This window comes from Bacteroidota bacterium, from assembly GCA_016713925.1.
Lineage (GTDB): Bacteria > Bacteroidota > Bacteroidia > AKYH767-A > OLB10 > JAJTFW01.
Genome location: JADJOH010000007.1, coordinates 661,961 through 682,788, shown reverse-complemented (window position 1 = coordinate 682,788; position 20,828 = coordinate 661,961). Strand labels below are relative to the sequence as shown.

Genomic DNA, 20,828 nt, shown 5'->3' with positions numbered 1-20,828 from the left:
CCGGAGCTACCTCCTCAGAAATAAAATCAGGTTGAAAGAGGCTCTTCTATTCTGTAAAAACGGCTACATTAAAATCCAGCGGCTGAAGGTTCTTCATCAGATCATCAATAAACGACGGTCCTTGTAAAGAATAAAACTGTATGAAATTCACATGACGCTCCTGTGCATGTCCTGCAGGACTCACTTTATCCAGAACCACTTTTAACTGATTCAAGGCGACTTCATGCTTGCGCTTCAAGGCGGCATTTCCTTTCTTGCCTAAATTTTCAAGTCCATTAAGCACTTTTTGTAATTCTCCCTGTACGCTGGCGGCAAGTGTAGGGTCGGCTTTGGTAAAGAGTAACGTCAGCTCATTGTACAACTCCTGCATTTTTTCGGAAGACGCATTGATTCCCGATGATAAATCTTCTTGTCCGGAGAGCCATTGTTTGCTCAGGTCATCGAAGGAACGGAAGACATCCTTTCTTTCAAATCCCAGATTAAGAAATTTCTCTAAAGGTCGCGCCGGCAATACCAACGCATTGTTTCTTGGGACAAGCATCGGAAAGAAAACATTGTAATGCGCAAAAATCTCCTTCAACTGCATCCAATAAGCGATCTCTCCCGGACCTCCTACATAGGCGATGTTTGGTAAAATCGTTTCCTGATACAGGGGGCGCAACACCACATTGGGGCTAAAGCGCTCCGGTTGCTTCTCCACCAAATCAAGAATGAATTCACGGGAGAAATCAAGGTCAGTATTCAGCACATGATAATGTCCTTTTTCATCCTTTACAATTCGCTCACGCAAGCCTTCTTCCAGATAAAATAAATTGATTTCACGCGGACTCAATTGCGTTTTATAATGATGTGCTAATCTTTCTGTGGTACTGTTTACGATTTCGAAAGAAGGGTGCAAGGTCAACTCTTCGCTAATGACATGTGCAAACAATTTCTTCAATGTAGGCCGGTCTGCATCAATCACCAGTAGGCCCTGTTCACCAAACAAAGTCAACACCAAATCGCGTGTAGCTTCTGAAAGATGCGGATGTTGTTCGTATGCATTTTTCAAAAGTAAAATCACTTCAGCAGCAAATGGATTATTGCCGCAAAGCCTTTCCACTTCCTGAATCAATTCACCAATACCCGCTGTCGACAATCTACCTGTACGTCCCCTTTCTTTTGTTTCCCATTTTAAAGTTTCTGAAAAAAGATGGAAATGATTGATCTCTTCTATATCATGATCTTCCGAAGCCATCCAGTAAACAGGAACAAAATGATGAGAAGGAAACTCTTGCGCCAACTGCCGGCAAAGATGGATTGTTGTTATAATTTTATAAATGAAATAGAGCGGACCGGTGGCAAGACAAAGCTGATGTCCTGTAGTGACTGTAAATGTTTGTTCGCTTCTTAATGCTTCAATCTGTTGGGAAAGTACGGGAAAGCGTTGAACATAGGCTTGATGCTGAGCAAGCATTTCATCTGCCAATGTTTCACGATGAAAAGGAAATTCCTTTCTGGCTTCGATCACATCCGGGAAGGAAGAAAGTGCAGGCGAATAACTGTAGAAGGGACGAAGCTGCGGATGACCTTCAATATAATCCAGCATCATCTTTCCGTACAAACCGGAATCAGCGAGCGGGAGATGATGTACTTCCATTACTTCTTTTAATTATCCGACCAACTCACCATAGAGATCAAAAGCGGCGGTTGACGTTATCTTCACTTGTGCGAAATCACCAATACGAATATAATTTTCTTTTGCGGAAACGAGTACTTCATTGTCCACTTCCGGCGAATCAAATTCTGTTCTGCCCACAAAATAGTCGCCCTCCTTACGGTCAAAGAGCACTTTAAATACCTGACCTACTTTCTTACTGTTAATATCTTCTGAAATATCCTGCTGCAATGCCATCACCGCCTCTGCCCGCTCCTGCTTCACTTCATCCGGCACATCATCATCGAGTTCATAGGCTGTGGTATTCTCCTCATGCGAATAGGTGAAAATCCCCAGACGATCGAAACGCACTTTTTCTACAAATCGCAGCATGGCTTCATGATCGGCCTCCGTTTCTCCAGGGTAGCCGGCAATGAGCGAAGTGCGTAAAGCAATACCCGGAACTTTCTCTCTGAATTGATCAATCAAGGCATAGGTTCGGGCTTCGGTAGTTCCTCTCCGCATCGACTTCAGCATGGAGTCCGAAATATGCTGCAAGGGAATATCAATATACTTGCATATATTCTCCCGCTCACGCATCACGTCCAACACCTCTTCCGGAAAACCACTTGGAAAAGCATAATGAAGGCGAATCCACCCCATCCCATCCACATCACTTAAGCGCCGCAACAACTCCGCTAACTTTCTGTCTTTATAAATATCGAGTCCGTAATAAGTAGAATCCTGTGCAATCAATAAAAGTTCCTTGGTACCATTACTGACAAGATGCGTTGCTTCCTTCACCAATTCTTCCATCGGACGCGAAATATGCTTACCGCGCATCAAGGGAATAGCACAAAACGAACAGGGACGATCGCAGCCTTCTGAAATTTTCATATAGGCAAAATGACGAGGTGTAGTCAGCAAACGCTCTCCTACCAGTTCATGCTTATAATCTGCTCCGAGTGTCTTCAACAACAAGGGCAGGTCGCGGGTTCCGAAAAAAGCATCGACGTTGGTAATTTCTTTTTCCAAATCCGGTTTATATCTTTCGGACAGGCATCCCGTTACAATCAAACGTTCAATCTTTCCTTCTTCCTTCTTCCTGGCATAATGTAAAATGGTGTCGATGGATTCCTGTTTGGCATTATCAATAAATCCACAGGTATTGATCACCACGATGGATGCATCATTCTTATTACTTTCATGCACCACATCAAAATCATTGGCGCGCAACTGACCCATCAGGACTTCTGAATCCACCAGGTTCTTTGAACAACCCAGCGTGACCACATTCACTTTATTCTGCTTAAGCGTTTTGGTCTTCACGATTAGTAAAACACATTAAATTTTGATTTATCCAGAACAACGCGCACTTCAGCAGGAAACATCGGGTTAACGGCATCGAATAGCCGAACATACAATTCTACCCAGGCATTTGTCGCTTTTGAAATATAGGTTTTACCGTTTTTCTCTATTTTAACATCAATGGATCGAGGGTAATTCTCTTCGTCAATTTGTTTGAAGTTACTGTAGTCATTGAAATAAACTTCCTTTAAGCTATCTGCAGGGAATTTTTTAAGGATATCCTGCATCACTGCTATTTCCTTCTCGCTGAGCTTACGCAGCAAATAATTGACTCTGGTCCGGCCATAATCCGCTTTGCCTGTGATGATGAGGCTATCGGGAGTAATGCGATACACCTGTTCCATTTGCATTTTCGCCAGATTATCCTTTATTTCTATCTGCCAATCTTGTGAGAAAGCCGGGCGCAGAAAGCCGATAACGATGCCAGCAAGAGCAATTAATTTTTTCATATCAGTTTTGAGAATTAAACAACGAATTAACGAATTCATTTCTGTCGAATAGCTGAAGATCTTCCATCTTCTCACCGACACCAATATATTTCACGGGAACTTTAAATTGATCAGAGACACCGATAACCACTCCACCCTTAGCTGTACCATCAAGTTTGGTAAGCGCAAGAGCATTCACTTCGGTAGCCGCTATAAATTGTTTGGCTTGTTCAAAAGCATTTTGTCCGGTAGAAGCATCCAGCACCAATAATATCTCATGAGGGGCATCGGGCATCACTTTCTCCATCACACGTTTGATCTTCGACAATTCATTCATGAGGTTGATCTTATTGTGCAAGCGCCCTGCGGTATCGATGATACAGACATCCGCATCCTGCGCCTTCGCTGAAGCCACTGCATCATACGCCACCGAGGCCGGATCAGCACCCATACCCTGACTCACGATGGGCACATCCACTCGCTTCGCCCAAATCGTTAACTGATCTACGGCTGCTGCACGGAAGGTATCTGCTGCACCCAACACCACCTTCTTTCCTTCCTTTTTGAATTGATAGGCCAGCTTACCGATCGTGGTCGTTTTGCCGACACCATTCACGCCCACCACCATGATGACATAAGGCTTAGCGGGTAATTTATCGCTGCTACTTTTTTCATCGAGGCCTTTAAAATTCTCGGCCATCAAGGCAGCAATTTCCTCTTTCAAAATCCGGTTCAACTCACTTGTACCTGAATATTTATCGCGGGCCACACGTTCCTGCACGCGTTTCACAATCTTCAACGTTGTTTCAACGCCTACATCACTCGTCACCAAAACTTCCTCCAGATTATCGAGTACATCATCGTCGATACTGGATTTCCCGATCAGCGTCTTGGTGAGTTTCGTAAAGAAATTCTCACGCGTTTTCTCGAGGCCTTTATCCAGCGACTCTTTTTTCTCTTTACTGAAGAATCCAAATAATCCCATAGGTTTTGCTTAGTGGTAATAATAAAAACAGCTTCTTTCGAAGGAAAGAAGCTGCCTGTTCTGGTTGATTGTCAGAAGATTATTTTTCTTTAAGAAAATCTTTAATATGATCATTATGTACCACTTCCTCTTTAAAGGAATAGGAACCGGTGATAGGTGATTTCACCATCTTGATCACTTTTGAGAATTCTTTGCCTTTTCCGGTCTTAAGTGTAGCAACTACTTTCTTTGCCATGTTTCTTTGTATTTAGAGCTTTAAGCCGATTATTTAATTTCTTTATGTACAGTTACTTTTTTCAGAATCGGATTGAACTTCTTCAACTCCAAACGTTCTGTAGTATTCTTTTTGTTCTTGGTAGTGATGTAACGACTGGTACCCGCCATGCCTGAGTTTTTATGCTCGGTGCACTCCATAATCACCTGTACGCGATTGCCTTTCTTAGCCATGTTTGCAATTATTAAATTACCCGTATTTTGGGTCGGCAAAGATATTACAAATCAGAGCAAAAGACAAGGTATTTCCCTCTTAAAATTTATATGGCTGAAAACCAACGCATTAAATGAGAAATGATACTTCCTTCCTCCATAACCATCCCCCGCAATACAACATTTTTAAGGAGAAGGAGGCTAAAAATCTTCAGCCATCAATCTTTCAAGTTCGGGGATGGTCCTGGGTAAGGCAGCGGTCATAATGATCGGGGCGTTTTCAGTAACGAGAATATCATCTTCAATCCGAATGCCCATGCCCCACCATTTTTTATCGCAGGGGGATCCTTCCGGAATATAAATCCCGGGCTCCACCGTCATCACTACACCGGATTGCAAGGCGTTAAAGGTTCCGGCATCGTGTACATCCAATCCGAGATAATGGGAAGTCCCATGCATGAAATATTTATTCGCGGCATTGATTTCTTTAATAATTCCCAACTCCACCAGCCCTTTACCAATAACTTCATAGGCGGAATGATGCGCATCTCTGAAACCCTTTCCCTTCCTGCATTGATCGATGCCGGCATTTTGAGCCGCAAGAACCAAATTATAAATCATCGTTTCCTCCTGAGAAAACTTACCATCTACCGGCAAGGCCCGTGTGATGTCGGCGGTATAGCCATGGTATTCGGCTCCCATATCCACCAGCAACAACTCTTTTGCATCGAGTTTCTTTCTGTTGTGCGTATAATGCAACACGCAGGAATTGGCGCCGCCTCCGCAGATGGAAGGATAACCCATGTATTCGGAGCCGCCTTTCTTAGCATGATATTCTACAATCGCCTGCGCCTGGTACTCGGACATCCCCGGCGACAACTCACGGATCATCTCCCGGAAACCATCGATCGTCATATCCATCGCTTTTTGCAGAAGAACTATCTCTTCCGGATCCTTTTTTTCCCGCAATTGCGCCATGTATTTATGAAGAGAAGACGCGTTGACATTATCCTTCACACTCTCGACAGCCTCTTTAAAGTAATTCACGAGATCAGATAAATCTGCCTTCTCCATCCGTGAAGCATTGGGCTGATCGGGATATATGGTAAATATTTCATTTAACGAAGTCCAGTTGATGCCAAATTCCTTCCACTCTATTCCCGTGTACACTGATCTGAAACCCAGCATCGACTTAGCCCCCTCTACACCTAAACGCTTTCCGGTCCAGATTTCCTTCTTCGCATCACGGTCCTGCACAAACAAAAGTTCATTGGTATTCACTCCATCAAAGTTGCGGTCCTCCTTGAAAATAACCAGCACTGCATTGGGTTCCGTATAACCACTGAGATAATAGAAATTGGGATCCTGACTGAATTGAAAGTCGACATCATTGCTGCGATTGCGAATAGGATTTGCAAAAAAAACCGCCACACTTTTGGGAGGCAATAATTCCCTCAAAGCCGCTCTCTTCCGCTGATGGAATTCTTTAGGGAGACGATCCGTATCGTCCCATTGCCCCTGCGCCCCGAAAGTCAGGAACAGGAAAAAGAAAACCGGTAGACCGCGTATCATAGTTCAAATATAACCATGAGCAGTTTACCGGTTGTAATACCGAGGTAATTTATTTTAAAGGCGACCTTTAACGATAGCACGGGTGATGGCTTCCGTAACACCGATTTTATCGATAGTACGCAGCGCAGAGGTGCTCACTTTAAGGGTGATCCACTCACCTGTTTCAGGCATGAAAAACTTCTTCGTTTGCAGGTTCGGATGGAACTTACGACGCGTTTTACGGTTCGAGTGGCTTACATTATTTCCGGAGATGGAGTGTTTTCCGGTGAGATCGCAAATCTTAGACATGACTATTCTTATTGGGAGGGCAAAGATACATAAAAAACAATTTCTCACAAGTCTTCGGCAAGAACTGCCTTCCGTAACATATTTAATGCGGTTTCTGAAGCTACTTGTATCGTTCTCAATCGATTATCTCCAAGAAGAACTTTTTTGGCGAAGGTCCTGCCCGGGACACTTATTCCGATCCACACGGTTCCCACCGGTTTATCGGGTGTACCACCACCAGGACCTGCTACCCCTGAAGTGGCTATGGCGCAATCGGTGGAGAATTTCTTTTTCACACTTTCTGCCATGGAAAGGACTACTTCTTCACTCACCGCACCATGCTTCAGCATCAAATCGGTAGGGACTTCCAGTAAATCGGTCTTACTTTTATAGGAATAGGTAACGGTGGATCCGATATACCAGGCCGATGAACCGGGAACAGAAGTAATGAGATGAGCGACATTCCCTCCGGTACAACTTTCGGCAGTGGAGACCGTGAGGCCTTTTTTCAACAGCAACTTACCGAGTACTTCTTCGATAGTATCATCATCCATTCCAAATTTAAACTGCCGGGTTTTTTGGGACAACTCTGCTACTAATCGATCCATCTCTGCCCGAATAAACTGCTCCTCTCCCGAAGCACTCAGGCGCAGGCGTACCATACCGGAGGAAGGCAGATAAGCCAACTTTACATAGGAGGGCAATGCATCTTCAAAATCAGAAATCAGATCCGACAAAAAGCTCTCCCCGATTCCTTGCGTAAGAATAGTCCTATGCATAATAAACGGAGCCTCATACTTCCTCTTCAAACGGGGCAAGACTTCCTTTTCCATCAGATACTTCATTTCATAGGGAACACCGGGCATCGACACATACACCACACCCCCCTCATCGAACCACATTCCCGGAGCTGTACCCACCTTATTACTAAGCAATGTGGCATTGGCCGGGAGTTCAGCCTGCAGGCGATTGACCGGGGTTACTTCCCGACCACGTATCTTAAACAAATGTTCCACATCCATGTATGCCTCCTCATTGAACTGCAGTGGCACATTAAAATATTCACAGAGGCAATCCTTCGTCAGGTCATCCCTTGTCGGACCCAGACCACCGGTAATCAACACCACCTGTACCCGCTGCGAGGCTTCCTTAAAAGCAGTGAGGATATGCTCCCGCTGATCAGACACCGTAGTAATCTGATGCACCTTGAATCCGATCGCGTTCAACTGCTGACCAATCCAGGCCGAGTTCGTATCCACAATCTGACCGATTAACAATTCATCTCCGATGGTAATGATTTCAACAAGCATAATTTATCACAATGGCATTTAGATTTGAGCAATGACAGGCTTCTTATTTTCCCCGGATTTAAAAGGATGAAGACTAAGTTTAATTCTCATTAAAGCAGAGGGTTTAAATCTTTCATCCTTCCCTTTTGATTGGGCGGGTCATTCAAATTTCCAAGTTTGTGAAAATACAAAATATCAGATGATTCATAGGGAGTCGGGAAGCCCATTCCAAAAAATTTCAAATGAAGAAAGAATGATTGGGAGTAATGATTCAACCCTATATCAATTACATTTGGCAATATATTTGACTCCGCGATGAAAAACACCTGTCTTATGAAAAAGTTCCTGCTGCTTGCCTTCCTGCTTTCGAGTTTATTTTCAAAAGCACAAATTGACATCAATAATATTCTGAACACGGTCAACAACTCATTGGGTAGCGGATTATCGAATGCCGATATCACCAAAGGATTAAAAGAAGCGCTCAATGTCGGATCAAAAAATGCAAGTACCAAAGCATCCAAAACCGATGGTTTTTATAAAAACAATCTGATTAAAATTCCCTTCCCCAGCGATGCACGTGATATGCGGTCCACTTTAGTAAATCTTGGGATGAAGAGGCAGGTAGAAGAATTTGAAAAACAACTTAACCGGGCCGCCGAAGATGCTGCAAAAAAAGCCGCTCCCATTTTCCTCGCTGCCATCACCTCCATGACCATTAACGACGGACTCACCATTCTCAAAGGAAAGGATGATGAAGCGACCCAATACCTCCGCAAAAGCACCACCGCCCAACTCAGCAAGGAATTCAGACCGGTCATTGCTGCTTCACTGAAAAAAGTACAGATTACAAAATACTGGAATCCGCTTTTCAGCACATATAACAAAGTTCCTTTCGTAAAAAAAGTAAATCCAAGTCTGGATGATTTCGTGACGCAACGTGCTATTGAAGGACTTTTCAAACTTGTTGCCATAGAAGAAACAAAAATCAGAAAAGATCCGGCGGCAAGGGTGAGTGATATTTTGAAAAAAGTTTTTGGAGGGAAGTAAATGTCGGCTACCGGCTACCAGCTTCCGGCTACCGGCTTCCTGCTGGGGATCTTAATGGTGATAATGATTTAGATTAACCCTTTCTGTCGACAGGCAGGCGCAAAGACGCAAGGATCGCGAGACTTCTCGACGCATGGCTCGCAAGGGATAATCATAATGAATCATAATAATCATAACAAATCTGCGGCCTGTGTGACTGGAGAGATACCAATGAATGGGTTGGCGAATGGGGTTTATGTTGTCAATTTAATTACTGATGTAGAAAGTGATTCGTCAAAAACTATCAAATTTTGTTGCATAGAGATCGTCGTCCTCGAAGAATTTGTCATTTTCACCACTGAGCCACTGAGGTCACTGAGAATCACGGAGGAATTTTCTTAAAACAAAAAGTCTATATTCATTCAAAACATTCATCAATTCAACCATTCATCAATTCATTAATTCCCTTGTTCCGGCCAGTTGAATATATCCTGCATCCGGAGGGGTTGGAGATGTCCTTTCCAGCTAAAGTCTTTGAGGCGGAGTTGGAGCGGGTCGGTTTCTTTGACGGGGAAAAGGGTGGCGTCAGGTGTTTTCAGGAGGGAGATTTTGGAGATTTTATTTTCTTTGAGGTAGATGATCATGTTACTGCAATCGGCTTGATTGACTCCCGTGAGTTGTTGCTTTTTGTTGCGTAAGTAATAGATGGATTGTCCGTTACCCGTGACTTCGATGGTGCTAAGTTTGTTGTCGGTGAAATAGCCGGTCATGTCTCTTCCCTTTACCTGATTGTAGCGCAGCGAATCTTCCATTCCGGCAATGAAGGCTCCGGTGTAAAGATGCATGGTGTTGATTTTATTTCCTTTTAAGACCAATGCGATTTTTTCTGCCGTCATTTGATTTTTATTGCTCCATAATATCGGCTCCGTATAAAACCAAATGGTGGAATCACTTGTACTGTACACCAGCGAATCACATTGCGCCTGCAAATCGGTTTTGAATAATCTGACATGATGATAAGCAAAATAGGTCTTCTGTTTGGTGGCTGTATCCTGGGTGGCAAAGAGTGTGTCGGCATGCATGAATAGACTATCGGTTTCAAAGGCTTTTGTTAAAAGACTACTGCCGGTTACAAAGGAATTTCCGCTGAGTTCATTCAAGTAAGCATAGTCACCGGAGATGATGATTTTCTCGACCGTATCGGTTAATGCTACATGGCTCCAGGCGCGCCCGATGCGGGTAATACGATCATATAGCAGACTATCTCCACTGATGCGATTGACCTTCGATTCAATGTAAGCGTTCTTAGTAAACCTCGATTTCTCGGTTTCGGTATTGTACCAACCGTCTTCACAATAAATATGTGAACTGTCGGTGCCGGTACTGTTGATATGCGTTGGTCCGAAAAAATAAGCGGTGGAATTGGAGGTATTGTACTTGAGCGTATCGGACTTCATCACATATTTTGGATTAGTCAGCACGACACTGTCTTTGAAAAATACGATGCGATCATTCGAATAATAATACCCTTTCTTACTGGTGAGCACATTGTCTTTGTCGACCACCTTCCCTCCCGTTTGGTACTCTCCAATATCCTTTTCCAAATCGTATTGCATGGCCGTAGTGGTCAGATCCATCTTGCCATCGGTCAACCGAACTTTCTTGCCTGTAATATCTGCTTTACTGAGGTTTCCATTGTAGTGCAATACATCTCCATATAACTTTACCTTGGGTCCTTCAATACGAATGGTACCATAGGCATCGATGCTGTTTGTAATCTCATAAAAAAAAGCACTGTCACAGTACATATAAGTATCTTCCTGTTTGAAGATGACATCTCCGATTAATCTTCGTACTTCTACTCCATTTACCTTCACTCCTTCCAGACTCCCGGCCTGAACGATTTCAATCTGCTTCTTATCCTGTGCTGAAAGATGTTGCGGCAAGATGACCGAGTAGAAACATGATATTAAAACGATATGGAATAAAGACAAAGCAAGCTTCTTCACCTCTATGAAAAGCCGGTAAGCATTGCCAAAGTTCGCCAATAAAATAATTTTACCGGTCAGCAACAATGAGACTTTAGACGTATTCAACATTTAAAGAGGAGCTACAACTACATGGACAAGAAAATAATTCCTTCTTATAAATTTCAGAAAGAGGAGGCTCAAGCAATCATCGATCGCTCTACTCATCATGCCACCACTTTACGAATCAAGGTTTGCTTGCGGTCCGGCCCTACAGAAACAATGGTGATGGGTAATCCTGTGGCCTGCTCAATATAGTCGATATAGGTTAAAAGCGCAGCCGGCAATTGTTCCGCATCGTTGATGACCATGAGGTCTTCACTCCAGCCTTTCATCTCTTCGTATACCGGAACAATTTCTTCATTCACCACATCGTAAGGTACATGATCAATGATTTCACCTCTGTATTTATACTGTGTACAGACTTTTATTTTATCAAAGCCGCTCAATACATCCGACTTCATCATGATGAGCTGAGTGACTCCGTTCAGCATAATCGCATACTTAAGTGCAGGTAAATCTAACCAGCCACATCTACGCGGACGACCAGTTGTAGCTCCGAACTCATGTCCTTTTGCACGAAGTTCTTCACCGGTTGCATCGTTCAGCTCGGTTGGAAATGGACCACTGCCTACACGGGTGCAATAGGCCTTAAATATTCCGTACACCTCTCCTATTTTACCGGGAGCCAATCCCAGACCAATACAGGTCCCGGCGGTGATGGTATGCGAAGAAGTAACAAAAGGATATGAACCGAAATCAATATCGAGTAAGGATCCTTGCGCACCTTCTGCTAAAATCGCTTTTCCTTCGTCGAGATATTGATTCAGACGGTATTCGCTATCGATGAGCTTCAGTTGTTTTATCAATTCTACGCCTTCAAAAAATGCCGGCTCCAGATCATCCAGATTATAATCGTACTCATAATGTGCAAGCAATTCCGTGTGCTTTGCCACTAAGGTATCATACATTTTACGAAACTGCGGATGCTCCAGATCACCGATACGCAAACCATTGCGTCCGGTTTTATCCATATAGGCTGGTCCGATACCTTTCAGCGTAGATCCGATCTTTGCTATGCCTTTGGCCGCTTCTGAAGCGGCGTCGAGCAGGCGATGGGTGGGTAGAATGAGATGTGCCTTTCTGGAGATGAATAAATTCTTCTTCACATCCACACCGCGTTGCGCCAAGGCATCAATTTCTTTTTTGAAAACAACGGGATCAATAACGACACCATTGCCGATCACATTTACTTTTCCGGAATGGAATATTCCTGAAGGGATAGTATGTAAAACATGCTTTATCCCTTCAAATTCGAGTGTATGTCCGGCATTGGGTCCGCCCTGAAAACGCGCGATAACATCATAACGCGGAGTCAACACATCCACTACCTTACCTTTTCCTTCGTCGCCCCATTGCAGGCCCAACAATACATCAGCTTTCATCGTATTCAAAATAAAAGTATCCTGCATCACCGGCAGAATACCTGTAGATTATTTTTTAGAATTAATTACTAAAGGCTTTTGCAGCCAGTTCTTCGTTATCGACAACAGAAAAAACATTGATCAATTTCGTAATCACCAATAACGTTTTAATTTTTTCGGGAACGGCACAAATCACCGCTTCGCCACCAGACTTTCGTGCTTTCGATAAAATGCCCAACAAGACATTGAGACCTGTACTGTTCATGTATTTGAAATCAGTTAAATTGATGATGAAATTACTACCATCCTTTTCCGACAACAAATTGATCTCATCCATTAAGTCATTGGCCTGATTCTTCTCAATCAGGTTCCCTTTCAGACTGATCAATGCATATTTATCTTTTTCAGTAATCTTAAATTCGAACTCCATAGTTTTGTTTCCTTATCGTGTCAAAGTTATTTGTTTTTTCTTAGTCTGATGCTCACATTTCCCATTGTTTGCCAGTTTTTTGCACTTGCCATATAAATTTAAACTATGCTGTACCACTTGAAAGTCAAGGATTTGCCCCATCATCGATTGAATTTGTTCAATTCGCGGATCGCAAAACTCGAGTACCTTGTCACAATCGAGGCAGATGAGATGGTCGTGCTGCTTGTAAGCATAAGATTTTTCAAACAAGGCCAGGTTCTTTCCAAACTGGTGTTTTGTTACCAGGTCACAGGCCAATAAATGCTCGATCGTATTGTAAAGAGGTAGCGCGGCTCACCTGATATTTTTTCGTTTTCATTTGCAGAAACAAGGATTCAATATCAAAGTGATCATCTATTTCATACACTTCTTTGAGGATGGCAAAACGTTCCTGTGTTTTTCGCAGATTCATTTTTTCAAGATAAGCCGTAAACACCTCTTGTACCTTTTCTACTAAATCATTTTGAACCATACGACTTGAATTTAATTTACTCATGCTTTGGAATCGATACGTGTTACAGAAAGTATACCCGGTAACTTCACTAATTTTTTCATCAGTACTTTTAAATGTTCCGTATCGTGTACGAAAAGCATGATGGTTCCTTCAAAGAGTCCATCGGTACTTTCAATGTTCAGGGAACGAATATTTACTTTCAGTTCCGAAGAAATAATCTTCGTGATATTACTGACGACACCCACATCGTCCATTCCATTTATTTTAATTCCTACCAGGAAGGCGATCTGCTGTTGTCCGAACCAACGGGCTTTTACAATTCTATAGGCATAGTTGGACATCAATTGAATCGCATTCGGACAATTGGTGCGATGAATTTTAATGCCTTCGTTGATGGTGATAAATCCAAAAACCTCATCTCCGGGAATCGGATTACAGCAAGGCGATAGTTTATAATCTATTTTATCAATCCCCTCTCCTATCACGAGCATATCACTCTTGCCGCGAATCGTTTTCACGAGATCATCAAAGGTTTGCTTGTCAGATTTCTCCGGCAATTTCAACGTGCCCTGTTCTTTATGTTCAAAGAAATCACGTAAATTTTTAAGGTCGATGGCTTCAAGTCCGATGCGGTGATAGAAATCTGTGAGGTTGGAGACTTTATAAAACAACAAGAGCTCATTCACATTATAAGGCTTGTTATTCATCTTCAGACTCTTCATCTTCCGCTCAAAAATATCCTTACCCATTTCCGCCAACTTGCGTTTCTCTTCCTTTAAAGCGGTCTTGATTTTAGATTTCGCCTTAGCGGTAACTACATATCCCAACCAATCATCTTTCGGAAATTGCTTGGCAGATGTCAGCACTTCCACCTGATCTCCACTCTTCAATTGATGACTGATCGACACCAACCGATGATTAATTTTCGCACCTATACATTTCGTACCGATATCGGAATGAATTTCAAATGCAAAATCCAATGCTGTACTTCCAACAGGCAAGGTCTTGATCTCTCCGGAAGGAGTAAATACAAAAATCTCATCCGCAAATAAATTCAATTTGAAATCATCAATGAAATCGAGGGCATTGGATTCACTATTATCCAGCAAATCTCTGATGCGGGAAATCCATTCATCGATCGCACTTTCCTGACTCGACTCCTTGTATTTCCAGTGCGCGGCATATCCTTTCTCCGCAATTTCATCCATTCGCTTTGTGCGAATCTGCACTTCCACCCACTTCCCTTCCTTACTCATCACCGTAGTATGCAAGGATTCGTACCCATTCACTTTTGGTGTACTGATCCAGTCCCGCAAACGATCCGGATTCGGTGTAAAATAATCCGTGACTACTGAATATACTTTCCAGCAATCGGCTTTTTCTCTCTCATACGGTGTATCCACAATAATCCGAATAGCAAAAAGGTCATAGACTTCTTCAAAAGAAACCTCCTGCTTTTTCATTTTTGTCCAGATGGAGTTGATCGACTTAGGTCTTCCTTTGATATCATACTTAAAGCCTTCTTTGTCCAACTCTTCACGGATCGGCTTGGTAAACTCCTGAATAAATTTTTCCCGTTCCTTTTTACTCTGTTGCAATTTCAAGGCAATGGTTTTAAAAACTTCAGGTTCGGTATATTTCAGTGCAAGATCGTCGAGTTCGTTTTTAATGGAATACAATCCCATCCGATGAGCCAGCGGTGCATAGAGATATGCTGTTTCAGAGGCGATCTTGAGTTGCTTATCTTTCGGCATTGAACCTAAGGTCCGCATATTGTGCAGGCGATCGGCAATTTTGATCAGGATTACCCGCACATCATCACTCAGCGTGAGGAGCATCTTCCGGAAATTCTCGGCTTGCAGGGAAGACGTATGATCAAAGACGCCGGAAATTTTGGTTAGTCCATCAACTATACCGGCCACCTTCTTGTTAAAGAGACGCTCGATATCTTCCAGCGTATACTGCGTATCCTCCACCACATCATGCAGCAATGCGCAAACGATGGAGAGTTCTCCAAGACCAATTTCCTCTGCTACAATCATAGCAACGGCTATCGGATGAAAAATATACGGCTCACCACTTTTACGACGCATATCCTTGTGCGCCTCCAGTGATAAATCAAAAGCCTTTCGGATAAGTTTACGTTCACTCTTATCTACATTCGGCTTACACGCTTTCAACAAAGCCTTGTAACGCTTCAGAATTTCCTTCTTTTCACCTTCCGGATCCAACACAATCGGATCCTCACTCGTATCTGCTTTTAATATGGGTTGATTCGCATCTGACATTGATACAAATGTACAAAATACACAGGACGTTTTTCAAGATACGCCGGCAGCCGTCCTTCGGTCGGCTGTCGGCATTGGCGGGAGTAGATGTTATCCTCTGTTACAGAGATTCCGCCCCTACAGGGCTTGTACATCGAAGTTCCAAATCGTGAAAGAAAACTCTCATAGCGAAGAATCGGTTATGCACCGCTATCGGTAGCTGGAAGCCGGAAGTGGGGAGGCAATGCACGCGGTTGTAATCTAAGCTCACCATCGCGAACAGAAGTTCTTGGAGCGAAGCAAGAGACTAGCCTCACGCCTGGAAACCGGTAGCCGGAAGCTGGTAGCCGGAAGCTGGTAGCCGGAAGCTGGTAGCCGGAAGCTGGTAGCCGGTAGCCGAAAGTGGGGAGGCAATGTTCGCGGAAGTTATCTAAGCTCACCATCGCGAACAGAAGTTCTTGGAGCGAAGCAAGAGACTAGCCTCACGCCTGGAAACCGGTAGCCGGTAGCCGGTAGCCGGTAGCCGGAAGCCGGAAGCCGAAAGCAAAAAAGACCGTCTTATAAGAGACAGTCTTTTTCAATTCAATAATTTCTATTAATTCACCATTACCGGCATCACCAACATCAGCAAATCACCATTGGGATCCGCTTCCGTTTTAGGAGGAGATAAGAGTCCTGCCCGGTTAGGAAGTGAAAGTTCGAGTAATACATGTTCTGTAGCGATATTATTCAACATATCCTGAATAAACCGTGCATTGAAAGCGATCTCGATATCCTTTCCGTCATAACTGCATGACAGCCGCTCATTGGCATCATTTCCGAAATCCACATCTTCTGCAGAGATATCCACCTGACTTCCTGCGATGCGGAATTTTACCTGATGAGTGGTCTTGTTGGAGAAGATACTCACACGACGAATGGCATTCAGGAAGGAAAGGCGGTCGATTTCCATTTTATTGGGATTATCGAGTGGAATAACTGCTTCATAATTGGGATAACGACCATCTACCAAACGACAGATAAGGCTGACTTGATCAAACGTAAAAAACGCATTGGCTTCGTTATAATCTACCTTCACCTGAGTATGAACGCTGGGGAGCGATGTCTTCAACAAGCCGAGAGGTTTCTTAGGCATGATGAAGGAAGTTTCCTTAGAAGAACGGATATCTGTACGGCGATAACGTACCAGACGATGGGCATCTGTCGCCACGAAAATGGTCCCTTCCTTACTGAACTGGCAGAAGACACCGGTCATTACCGGACGAAGTTCATCGTTACCGGTAGCAAAAAGAGTATGATTGATAGCCGACAACAATACATCCGAAGACATTTCAATGGAGTTGGGCTTATCAATTACGGGTAATTTGGGATACTCGTCACCATTCAATCCGGTCAGTTTAAATTTTCCATCGGAGGAACTGATCTCAATATGGAAAGTATCTTTTTGCACCTTAAAGGTAAGCGGAGTAGATCCGAAAGTTTTCAATGTCTCCAGCAATATTTTTGCAGGAACAGCCACTTTTCCGCTCTCCTTACTATCTACAGAAATAACGGCAGACATCGTGGTTTCAAGATCTGAGGCCGTGGCTTTTAACGTATCCGGACTCAGTTCAAACAGGAAATTCTCCAGAATGGGCAGCGGGCTACTGCTTTGTAAGGCCCCACTGATAATCTGAAGTTGCTTCAGCAGGATATCAGAATTAACAATAAACTTCATAGGTATAATATTCTTTCTTAACAGCTACTTTGAATTAAGAAGCCAACAAATATAAGTCAAGGAAGTCAACGAAGACCTGCCGGAAAGGTGCAGTTTTTCAACAATACGCCCCGAAATGCTCTATTCAAATCGCTGCTGTGCCGGAACTATATCTTTTCCGGGCAAAAAGTTCCGTGGATCTTTAAAAATCCGATCGAAATGAAAATATTGGCAAACCAGCATGGAAGTATCTCCGGTCATTATTGCATAGAATCGATCGTAGTCAAAAGGAAGGTCTTTGCCCTCAAAATCAATTTGTAAGCGTGACCCCTGAGACACCGGTTTACGGAAACAGGTGAGCATCTTTTCCTTACCATCTTCCATACGGACCCGGATTTCGGAGAAGGAACCGGCTGCCAGCACCGAATCACGCACTTTTTTCGAAATCGCATGATCCAACCGTTCAAAATAGGTATCCCTGAAAGCAGAAAGAAAAGTTCTCACCTTCGTGACATCAAGCGGTTTTACTGGAGTCTTATCTTCCAGCTTCGTAACGGTATAGCTGGAATCGGCCTGTCTTTTAAGTTCAAATGAACGGTGCGGGCGCAAAAAATCACGAACTAAAACATCGGTAATGGTACGGGGATCAATTCGGAAAATGGCTTTATCCCGCCATTCGGCTTCATTGGAAATATACCGGCTGCTCAAAAAACCATTGAAACCGGAAATATGTGTGATGAAGGGAACTGTGGAATTTTCCAGATACATAAATGTACCCAGATTGTCCATGGTGGGATGTCCTACATAATACGTTTTAAGTATTTTCTGCCCTTCATAAATCTCAATTTTAACCGACTTTGCAGCCATTAACTTCATCGTATTATTATAAAGATTTTTACCCACCGGACTCCTCACTTCCACCGCTTTGATGGTATACAGCAAATTATCAACTGCATCTTTACGGGCGATGTACTTATTATTTACCAGCCATGTATCCGGATTGACCCGGGTGATTGTTGCACTATGACCATCTTTATCAGCTAAAAAAATCTTGTCAATTACTGCCGTATCCGCGACTGACAAATAAGAGTATTATCAGAATAGGTAGCGACACATTGAGTACACGAAGTGGTTGAGTATCGGACTCCGTAACAGCAGGGTCGATTTGACGGAGACGAAATTCCTTGGTACGGATTTCCATGAGTCCTGCATCATCACAGAGATAATCCATTACGTTCAAAAGGAAGGATTTATTGCCATAAGACGTATTTGTATAACGGTCAAATCCCAGCGCCACCGGACTCCCTTTATACATATCATTTCGGGCGATATCACCATCTCCTATCACCACCATCGCCGAAGGAACACTCTTCTCCTTAAATCCAATTTCCTTGCTTTCTGCAATGGCTGGAGGAATCCGGTTTTTATACAAGGAAGTAAAGCTCCCTTCCAGCAACATGGCAACCGGAACATATTTCTGGGGGAACATGGCAGGATCAGGCTTATATTGCATCACACCGAGGCTGACGCGAACCGGTGCCGGACTGAGTTTGGTATACTGAGAGGTTGTTAACAACTCTGTATGTGTAATTCCGGGAGCGTCAATAGGATCAATGCTGCTTACAAACTGCCCTTTCACCGCGTTCAGATTATTCACAATAGGATGTTTTGAGCGAGGTGACATCACCGGAAAATAATACCAGGGTAAAAGTTCTTGTTTAGGTTGACTTCCCACCATCCCTGTAACGACAGGAATTAATGAAGAGATCAAATCCTGCACAAGATCATAATTCACACGCGCACCATAGCGAAAGAGCATATCTTCCAGTTTCAAATCTCTGGCCAATGCAATCATCTCACCCCGCTGCTGCAAACTATCCATGGAAACCTGCATCGGATCAATCAGCCAGACGAGTTTTCCGCCAGACATTACAAACTGATCAATCACAAATTTATCCTTCTCATCAAACGCACTATCCGGCTTAGCAATAACCAGGGCTTTGAAATTTTTTAAGGCATCCAGACGTCCGCCAATCACCACCCGCTTTAATTCATAAGATGCTCTTAATTCATTGGCTAAGTCGGCAACGCGAGAGGTATCCAGTTCGCCATGTCCTTCAAGAAAAGCAATTGCCGGACGGGCAGGGTTCGTGACTTTTCGGATCACATTACAAAACTCGAACTCCAGGTTCTGAATTGAATTATTCAACATCAACTCCGGCGACACTCCCAGCTGACTTTTTAATAACAGCGCGGGCATCTCCACATTCGCAAAACTCACCAGCGCTCCCGGGAAAATATAGGTTCTTTTAATACCTTCCTTCGTGCGTTCTTCCAATGTGGTGGGCTGAATGCCCTTTTGATACAACTGGGCATAGATGGATTTACGTTCTTTCTCATCGGGATGAGCGGAAGGATCGATGAATTCATACTCCAGATTTCCTTTGGAATAAATGCGCAACTCATCAAGTAACTCCTTCGTGGCATTTCGCAGCTTCGAAAAACCGGGAGAAAAATCTCCTTCCAGATATACTTTAATGTAGACCACATCTTTCAGACCGCCAACCAGATTTTTACTTTGTTCAGTTAGCGTAAATCGCTTATCATCGGTTAGGTTAAAGCGGGTGAAAACAAAGGATGCAATGCTATTTTCAAAGAGAAGAATACCCGCAAGTAATCCCATTTGCAGGAAGGCTTGCGCCCGATAATTTTTAACAGGAGTTGATTGCTTTACCATTTCCTGCTTTCGGTTATAAATCGGGTCAGAAATAAAAAGAACAAAATGATACTTATAAAATAAACGATATCACGGGTATCCACCACTCCTCTGCTCAAACTCATGTAATGCGCATTAATACCTAATCCAAAAACTATAGTCGACAATTTTCCTATTCCGAATAGTGCTGCAATCGACTCAAAACCTTTGTAAAAAAACAAACAGAGGAAAAATCCGATGATAAAGGCCACCACCTGATTATCGGCCAGTGAAGAAGCAAATAATCCAATGGCGACAAAAGAAGCACCTAATAATAAGAGTCCGATATAAGAACCCCAGATAGCACCGGAATCGATATTTCCTGCAGGCAAACTGATGCTACGGACGGAATAATAATAAACCAGCGTCGGTAATAGCGAGAATAACACCAGAATCACTCCGGCCAGGTATTTTGCTCCAACGATTTGCATCTCTGTAAGCGGCTTGGTCAATAATAACTCTATCGTCCCGGTTTTCTTTTCTTCTGAAAACAATCGCATGGTGATCGCCGGCACCAACAAGAGATACACCCAAGGTGTCAAAATAAAAAGGGGATCGAGGTTAGCGTAACCCGACTCCAGGATATTAAACGCGGAGTCAGGAAAGATCCAAAGGAACAATCCGATGGTCAGCAGGAACACAATTATCACGATATACCCGATGAGGGAATTCAGGAAACTGTTGATTTCCTTGAGGATCAGGGAAAACATAGGGGGCAAAAATACATAAAGAAAAACAA

General features: G+C 43.3%; 19 protein-coding genes and 1 pseudogene. 1 reads left to right on the top strand and 19 read right to left on the bottom strand.

Annotated elements, in window-relative coordinates; all coding sequences use genetic code 11:
- Positions 1 to 46: 46 nt before the first annotated feature.
- The 9 genes from bshC to IPJ86_10960 form a co-directional block, all read right to left on the bottom strand.
- A complete protein-coding gene (bshC, locus tag IPJ86_11000) occupies positions 47 to 1,639 on the bottom strand; it encodes a bacillithiol biosynthesis cysteine-adding enzyme BshC (protein MBK7887791.1) in 1,593 nt (530 codons plus the stop codon).
- A gap of 12 nt (positions 1,640 to 1,651) precedes the next feature.
- Positions 1,652 to 2,965 carry a 30S ribosomal protein S12 methylthiotransferase RimO gene (rimO, locus tag IPJ86_10995; GenBank protein MBK7887790.1) on the bottom strand — a complete coding sequence of 438 codons (1,314 nt, stop codon included), beginning with the start codon at positions 2,963 to 2,965 and terminating at the stop codon, positions 1,652 to 1,654.
- A gap of 2 nt (positions 2,966 to 2,967) precedes the next feature.
- Positions 2,968 to 3,453 carry a hypothetical protein gene (locus IPJ86_10990; GenBank protein ID MBK7887789.1) on the bottom strand — a complete coding sequence of 162 codons (486 nt, stop codon included), beginning with the start codon at positions 3,451 to 3,453 and terminating at the stop codon, positions 2,968 to 2,970.
- A gap of 1 nt (position 3,454) precedes the next feature.
- On the bottom strand, positions 3,455 to 4,417 hold the full coding sequence (gene ftsY / locus IPJ86_10985) for a signal recognition particle-docking protein FtsY (protein MBK7887788.1): 963 nt from the start codon (positions 4,415 to 4,417) through the stop codon (positions 3,455 to 3,457).
- A gap of 79 nt (positions 4,418 to 4,496) precedes the next feature.
- Positions 4,497 to 4,652 carry a DUF4295 domain-containing protein gene (locus tag IPJ86_10980; protein MBK7887787.1) on the bottom strand — a complete coding sequence of 52 codons (156 nt, stop codon included), beginning with the start codon at positions 4,650 to 4,652 and terminating at the stop codon, positions 4,497 to 4,499.
- A 29-nt stretch (positions 4,653 to 4,681) separates the two neighbouring features.
- Positions 4,682 to 4,864: a 50S ribosomal protein L33 gene (gene rpmG, locus IPJ86_10975; GenBank protein MBK7887786.1), complete on the bottom strand. Its 183-nt coding sequence runs from the start codon at positions 4,862 to 4,864 to the stop codon at positions 4,682 to 4,684.
- A gap of 180 nt (positions 4,865 to 5,044) precedes the next feature.
- Complete coding sequence (locus IPJ86_10970) at positions 5,045 to 6,415, bottom strand: aminopeptidase P N-terminal domain-containing protein (protein ID MBK7887785.1); 1,371 nt, start codon at positions 6,413 to 6,415, stop codon at positions 5,045 to 5,047.
- Between the two features lie 54 nt (positions 6,416 to 6,469).
- Complete coding sequence (rpmB, locus tag IPJ86_10965) at positions 6,470 to 6,703, bottom strand: 50S ribosomal protein L28 (GenBank protein ID MBK7887784.1); 234 nt, start codon at positions 6,701 to 6,703, stop codon at positions 6,470 to 6,472.
- Positions 6,704 to 6,747: 44 nt separating this feature from the next.
- Positions 6,748 to 7,992, bottom strand: coding sequence for a competence/damage-inducible protein A (locus IPJ86_10960; GenBank protein ID MBK7887783.1), 1,245 nt, complete (start codon positions 7,990 to 7,992; stop codon positions 6,748 to 6,750).
- 294 nt (positions 7,993 to 8,286) lie between these two features.
- Here IPJ86_10960 and IPJ86_10955 point away from each other — a divergent pair, with 294 nt between their 5' ends.
- Positions 8,287 to 9,018, top strand: coding sequence for a DUF4197 domain-containing protein (locus IPJ86_10955; GenBank protein ID MBK7887782.1), 732 nt, complete (start codon positions 8,287 to 8,289; stop codon positions 9,016 to 9,018).
- 437 nt (positions 9,019 to 9,455) lie between these two features.
- Here the strand turns inward: IPJ86_10955 and IPJ86_10950 are convergent, their stop codons facing one another.
- The 10 genes and pseudogenes from IPJ86_10950 to gldF all read right to left on the bottom strand — a co-directional run bounded on the left by IPJ86_10950 (position 9,456) and on the right by gldF (position 20,799).
- Complete coding sequence (locus IPJ86_10950; protein MBK7887781.1) at positions 9,456 to 11,096, bottom strand: organic solvent tolerance protein OstA; 1,641 nt, start codon at positions 11,094 to 11,096, stop codon at positions 9,456 to 9,458.
- 95 nt (positions 11,097 to 11,191) lie between these two features.
- Entirely contained in the window at positions 11,192 to 12,469 is a 1,278-nt protein-coding gene (locus IPJ86_10945) for an adenylosuccinate synthase (GenBank protein ID MBK7887780.1), read from the bottom strand.
- Positions 12,470 to 12,530: 61 nt separating this feature from the next.
- A complete protein-coding gene (locus IPJ86_10940; protein MBK7887779.1) occupies positions 12,531 to 12,878 on the bottom strand; it encodes an STAS domain-containing protein in 348 nt (115 codons plus the stop codon).
- A gap of 12 nt (positions 12,879 to 12,890) precedes the next feature.
- Positions 12,891 to 13,389 (bottom strand): annotated as a pseudogene (locus IPJ86_10935) (transcriptional repressor).
- A gap of 20 nt (positions 13,390 to 13,409) precedes the next feature.
- A complete protein-coding gene (locus IPJ86_10930; protein MBK7887778.1) occupies positions 13,410 to 15,659 on the bottom strand; it encodes a bifunctional (p)ppGpp synthetase/guanosine-3',5'-bis(diphosphate) 3'-pyrophosphohydrolase in 2,250 nt (749 codons plus the stop codon).
- Between the two features lie 179 nt (positions 15,660 to 15,838).
- Positions 15,839 to 16,081: a hypothetical protein gene (locus IPJ86_10925; protein MBK7887777.1), complete on the bottom strand. Its 243-nt coding sequence runs from the start codon at positions 16,079 to 16,081 to the stop codon at positions 15,839 to 15,841.
- Positions 16,082 to 16,233: 152 nt separating this feature from the next.
- The gene (dnaN, locus tag IPJ86_10920) at positions 16,234 to 17,355 is read right to left on the bottom strand and encodes a DNA polymerase III subunit beta (GenBank protein ID MBK7887776.1); all 1,122 of its coding nucleotides are present in this window, start codon (positions 17,353 to 17,355) and stop codon (positions 16,234 to 16,236) included.
- Between the two features lie 120 nt (positions 17,356 to 17,475).
- Positions 17,476 to 18,417: a DUF4340 domain-containing protein gene (locus tag IPJ86_10915; GenBank protein MBK7887775.1), complete on the bottom strand. Its 942-nt coding sequence runs from the start codon at positions 18,415 to 18,417 to the stop codon at positions 17,476 to 17,478.
- Positions 18,389 to 20,071, bottom strand: a complete 1,683-nt coding sequence (gene gldG / locus IPJ86_10910) for a gliding motility-associated ABC transporter substrate-binding protein GldG (protein MBK7887774.1) — start codon at positions 20,069 to 20,071, stop codon at positions 18,389 to 18,391. The genes IPJ86_10915 and gldG overlap by 29 nt, the downstream gene beginning before the upstream one ends.
- Positions 20,065 to 20,799 carry a gliding motility-associated ABC transporter permease subunit GldF gene (gene gldF / locus IPJ86_10905; GenBank protein ID MBK7887773.1) on the bottom strand — a complete coding sequence of 245 codons (735 nt, stop codon included), beginning with the start codon at positions 20,797 to 20,799 and terminating at the stop codon, positions 20,065 to 20,067. Before gldF ends, gldG begins: the two co-directional genes overlap by 7 nt.
- Between the last annotated feature and the right edge of the window lie 29 nt (positions 20,800 to 20,828).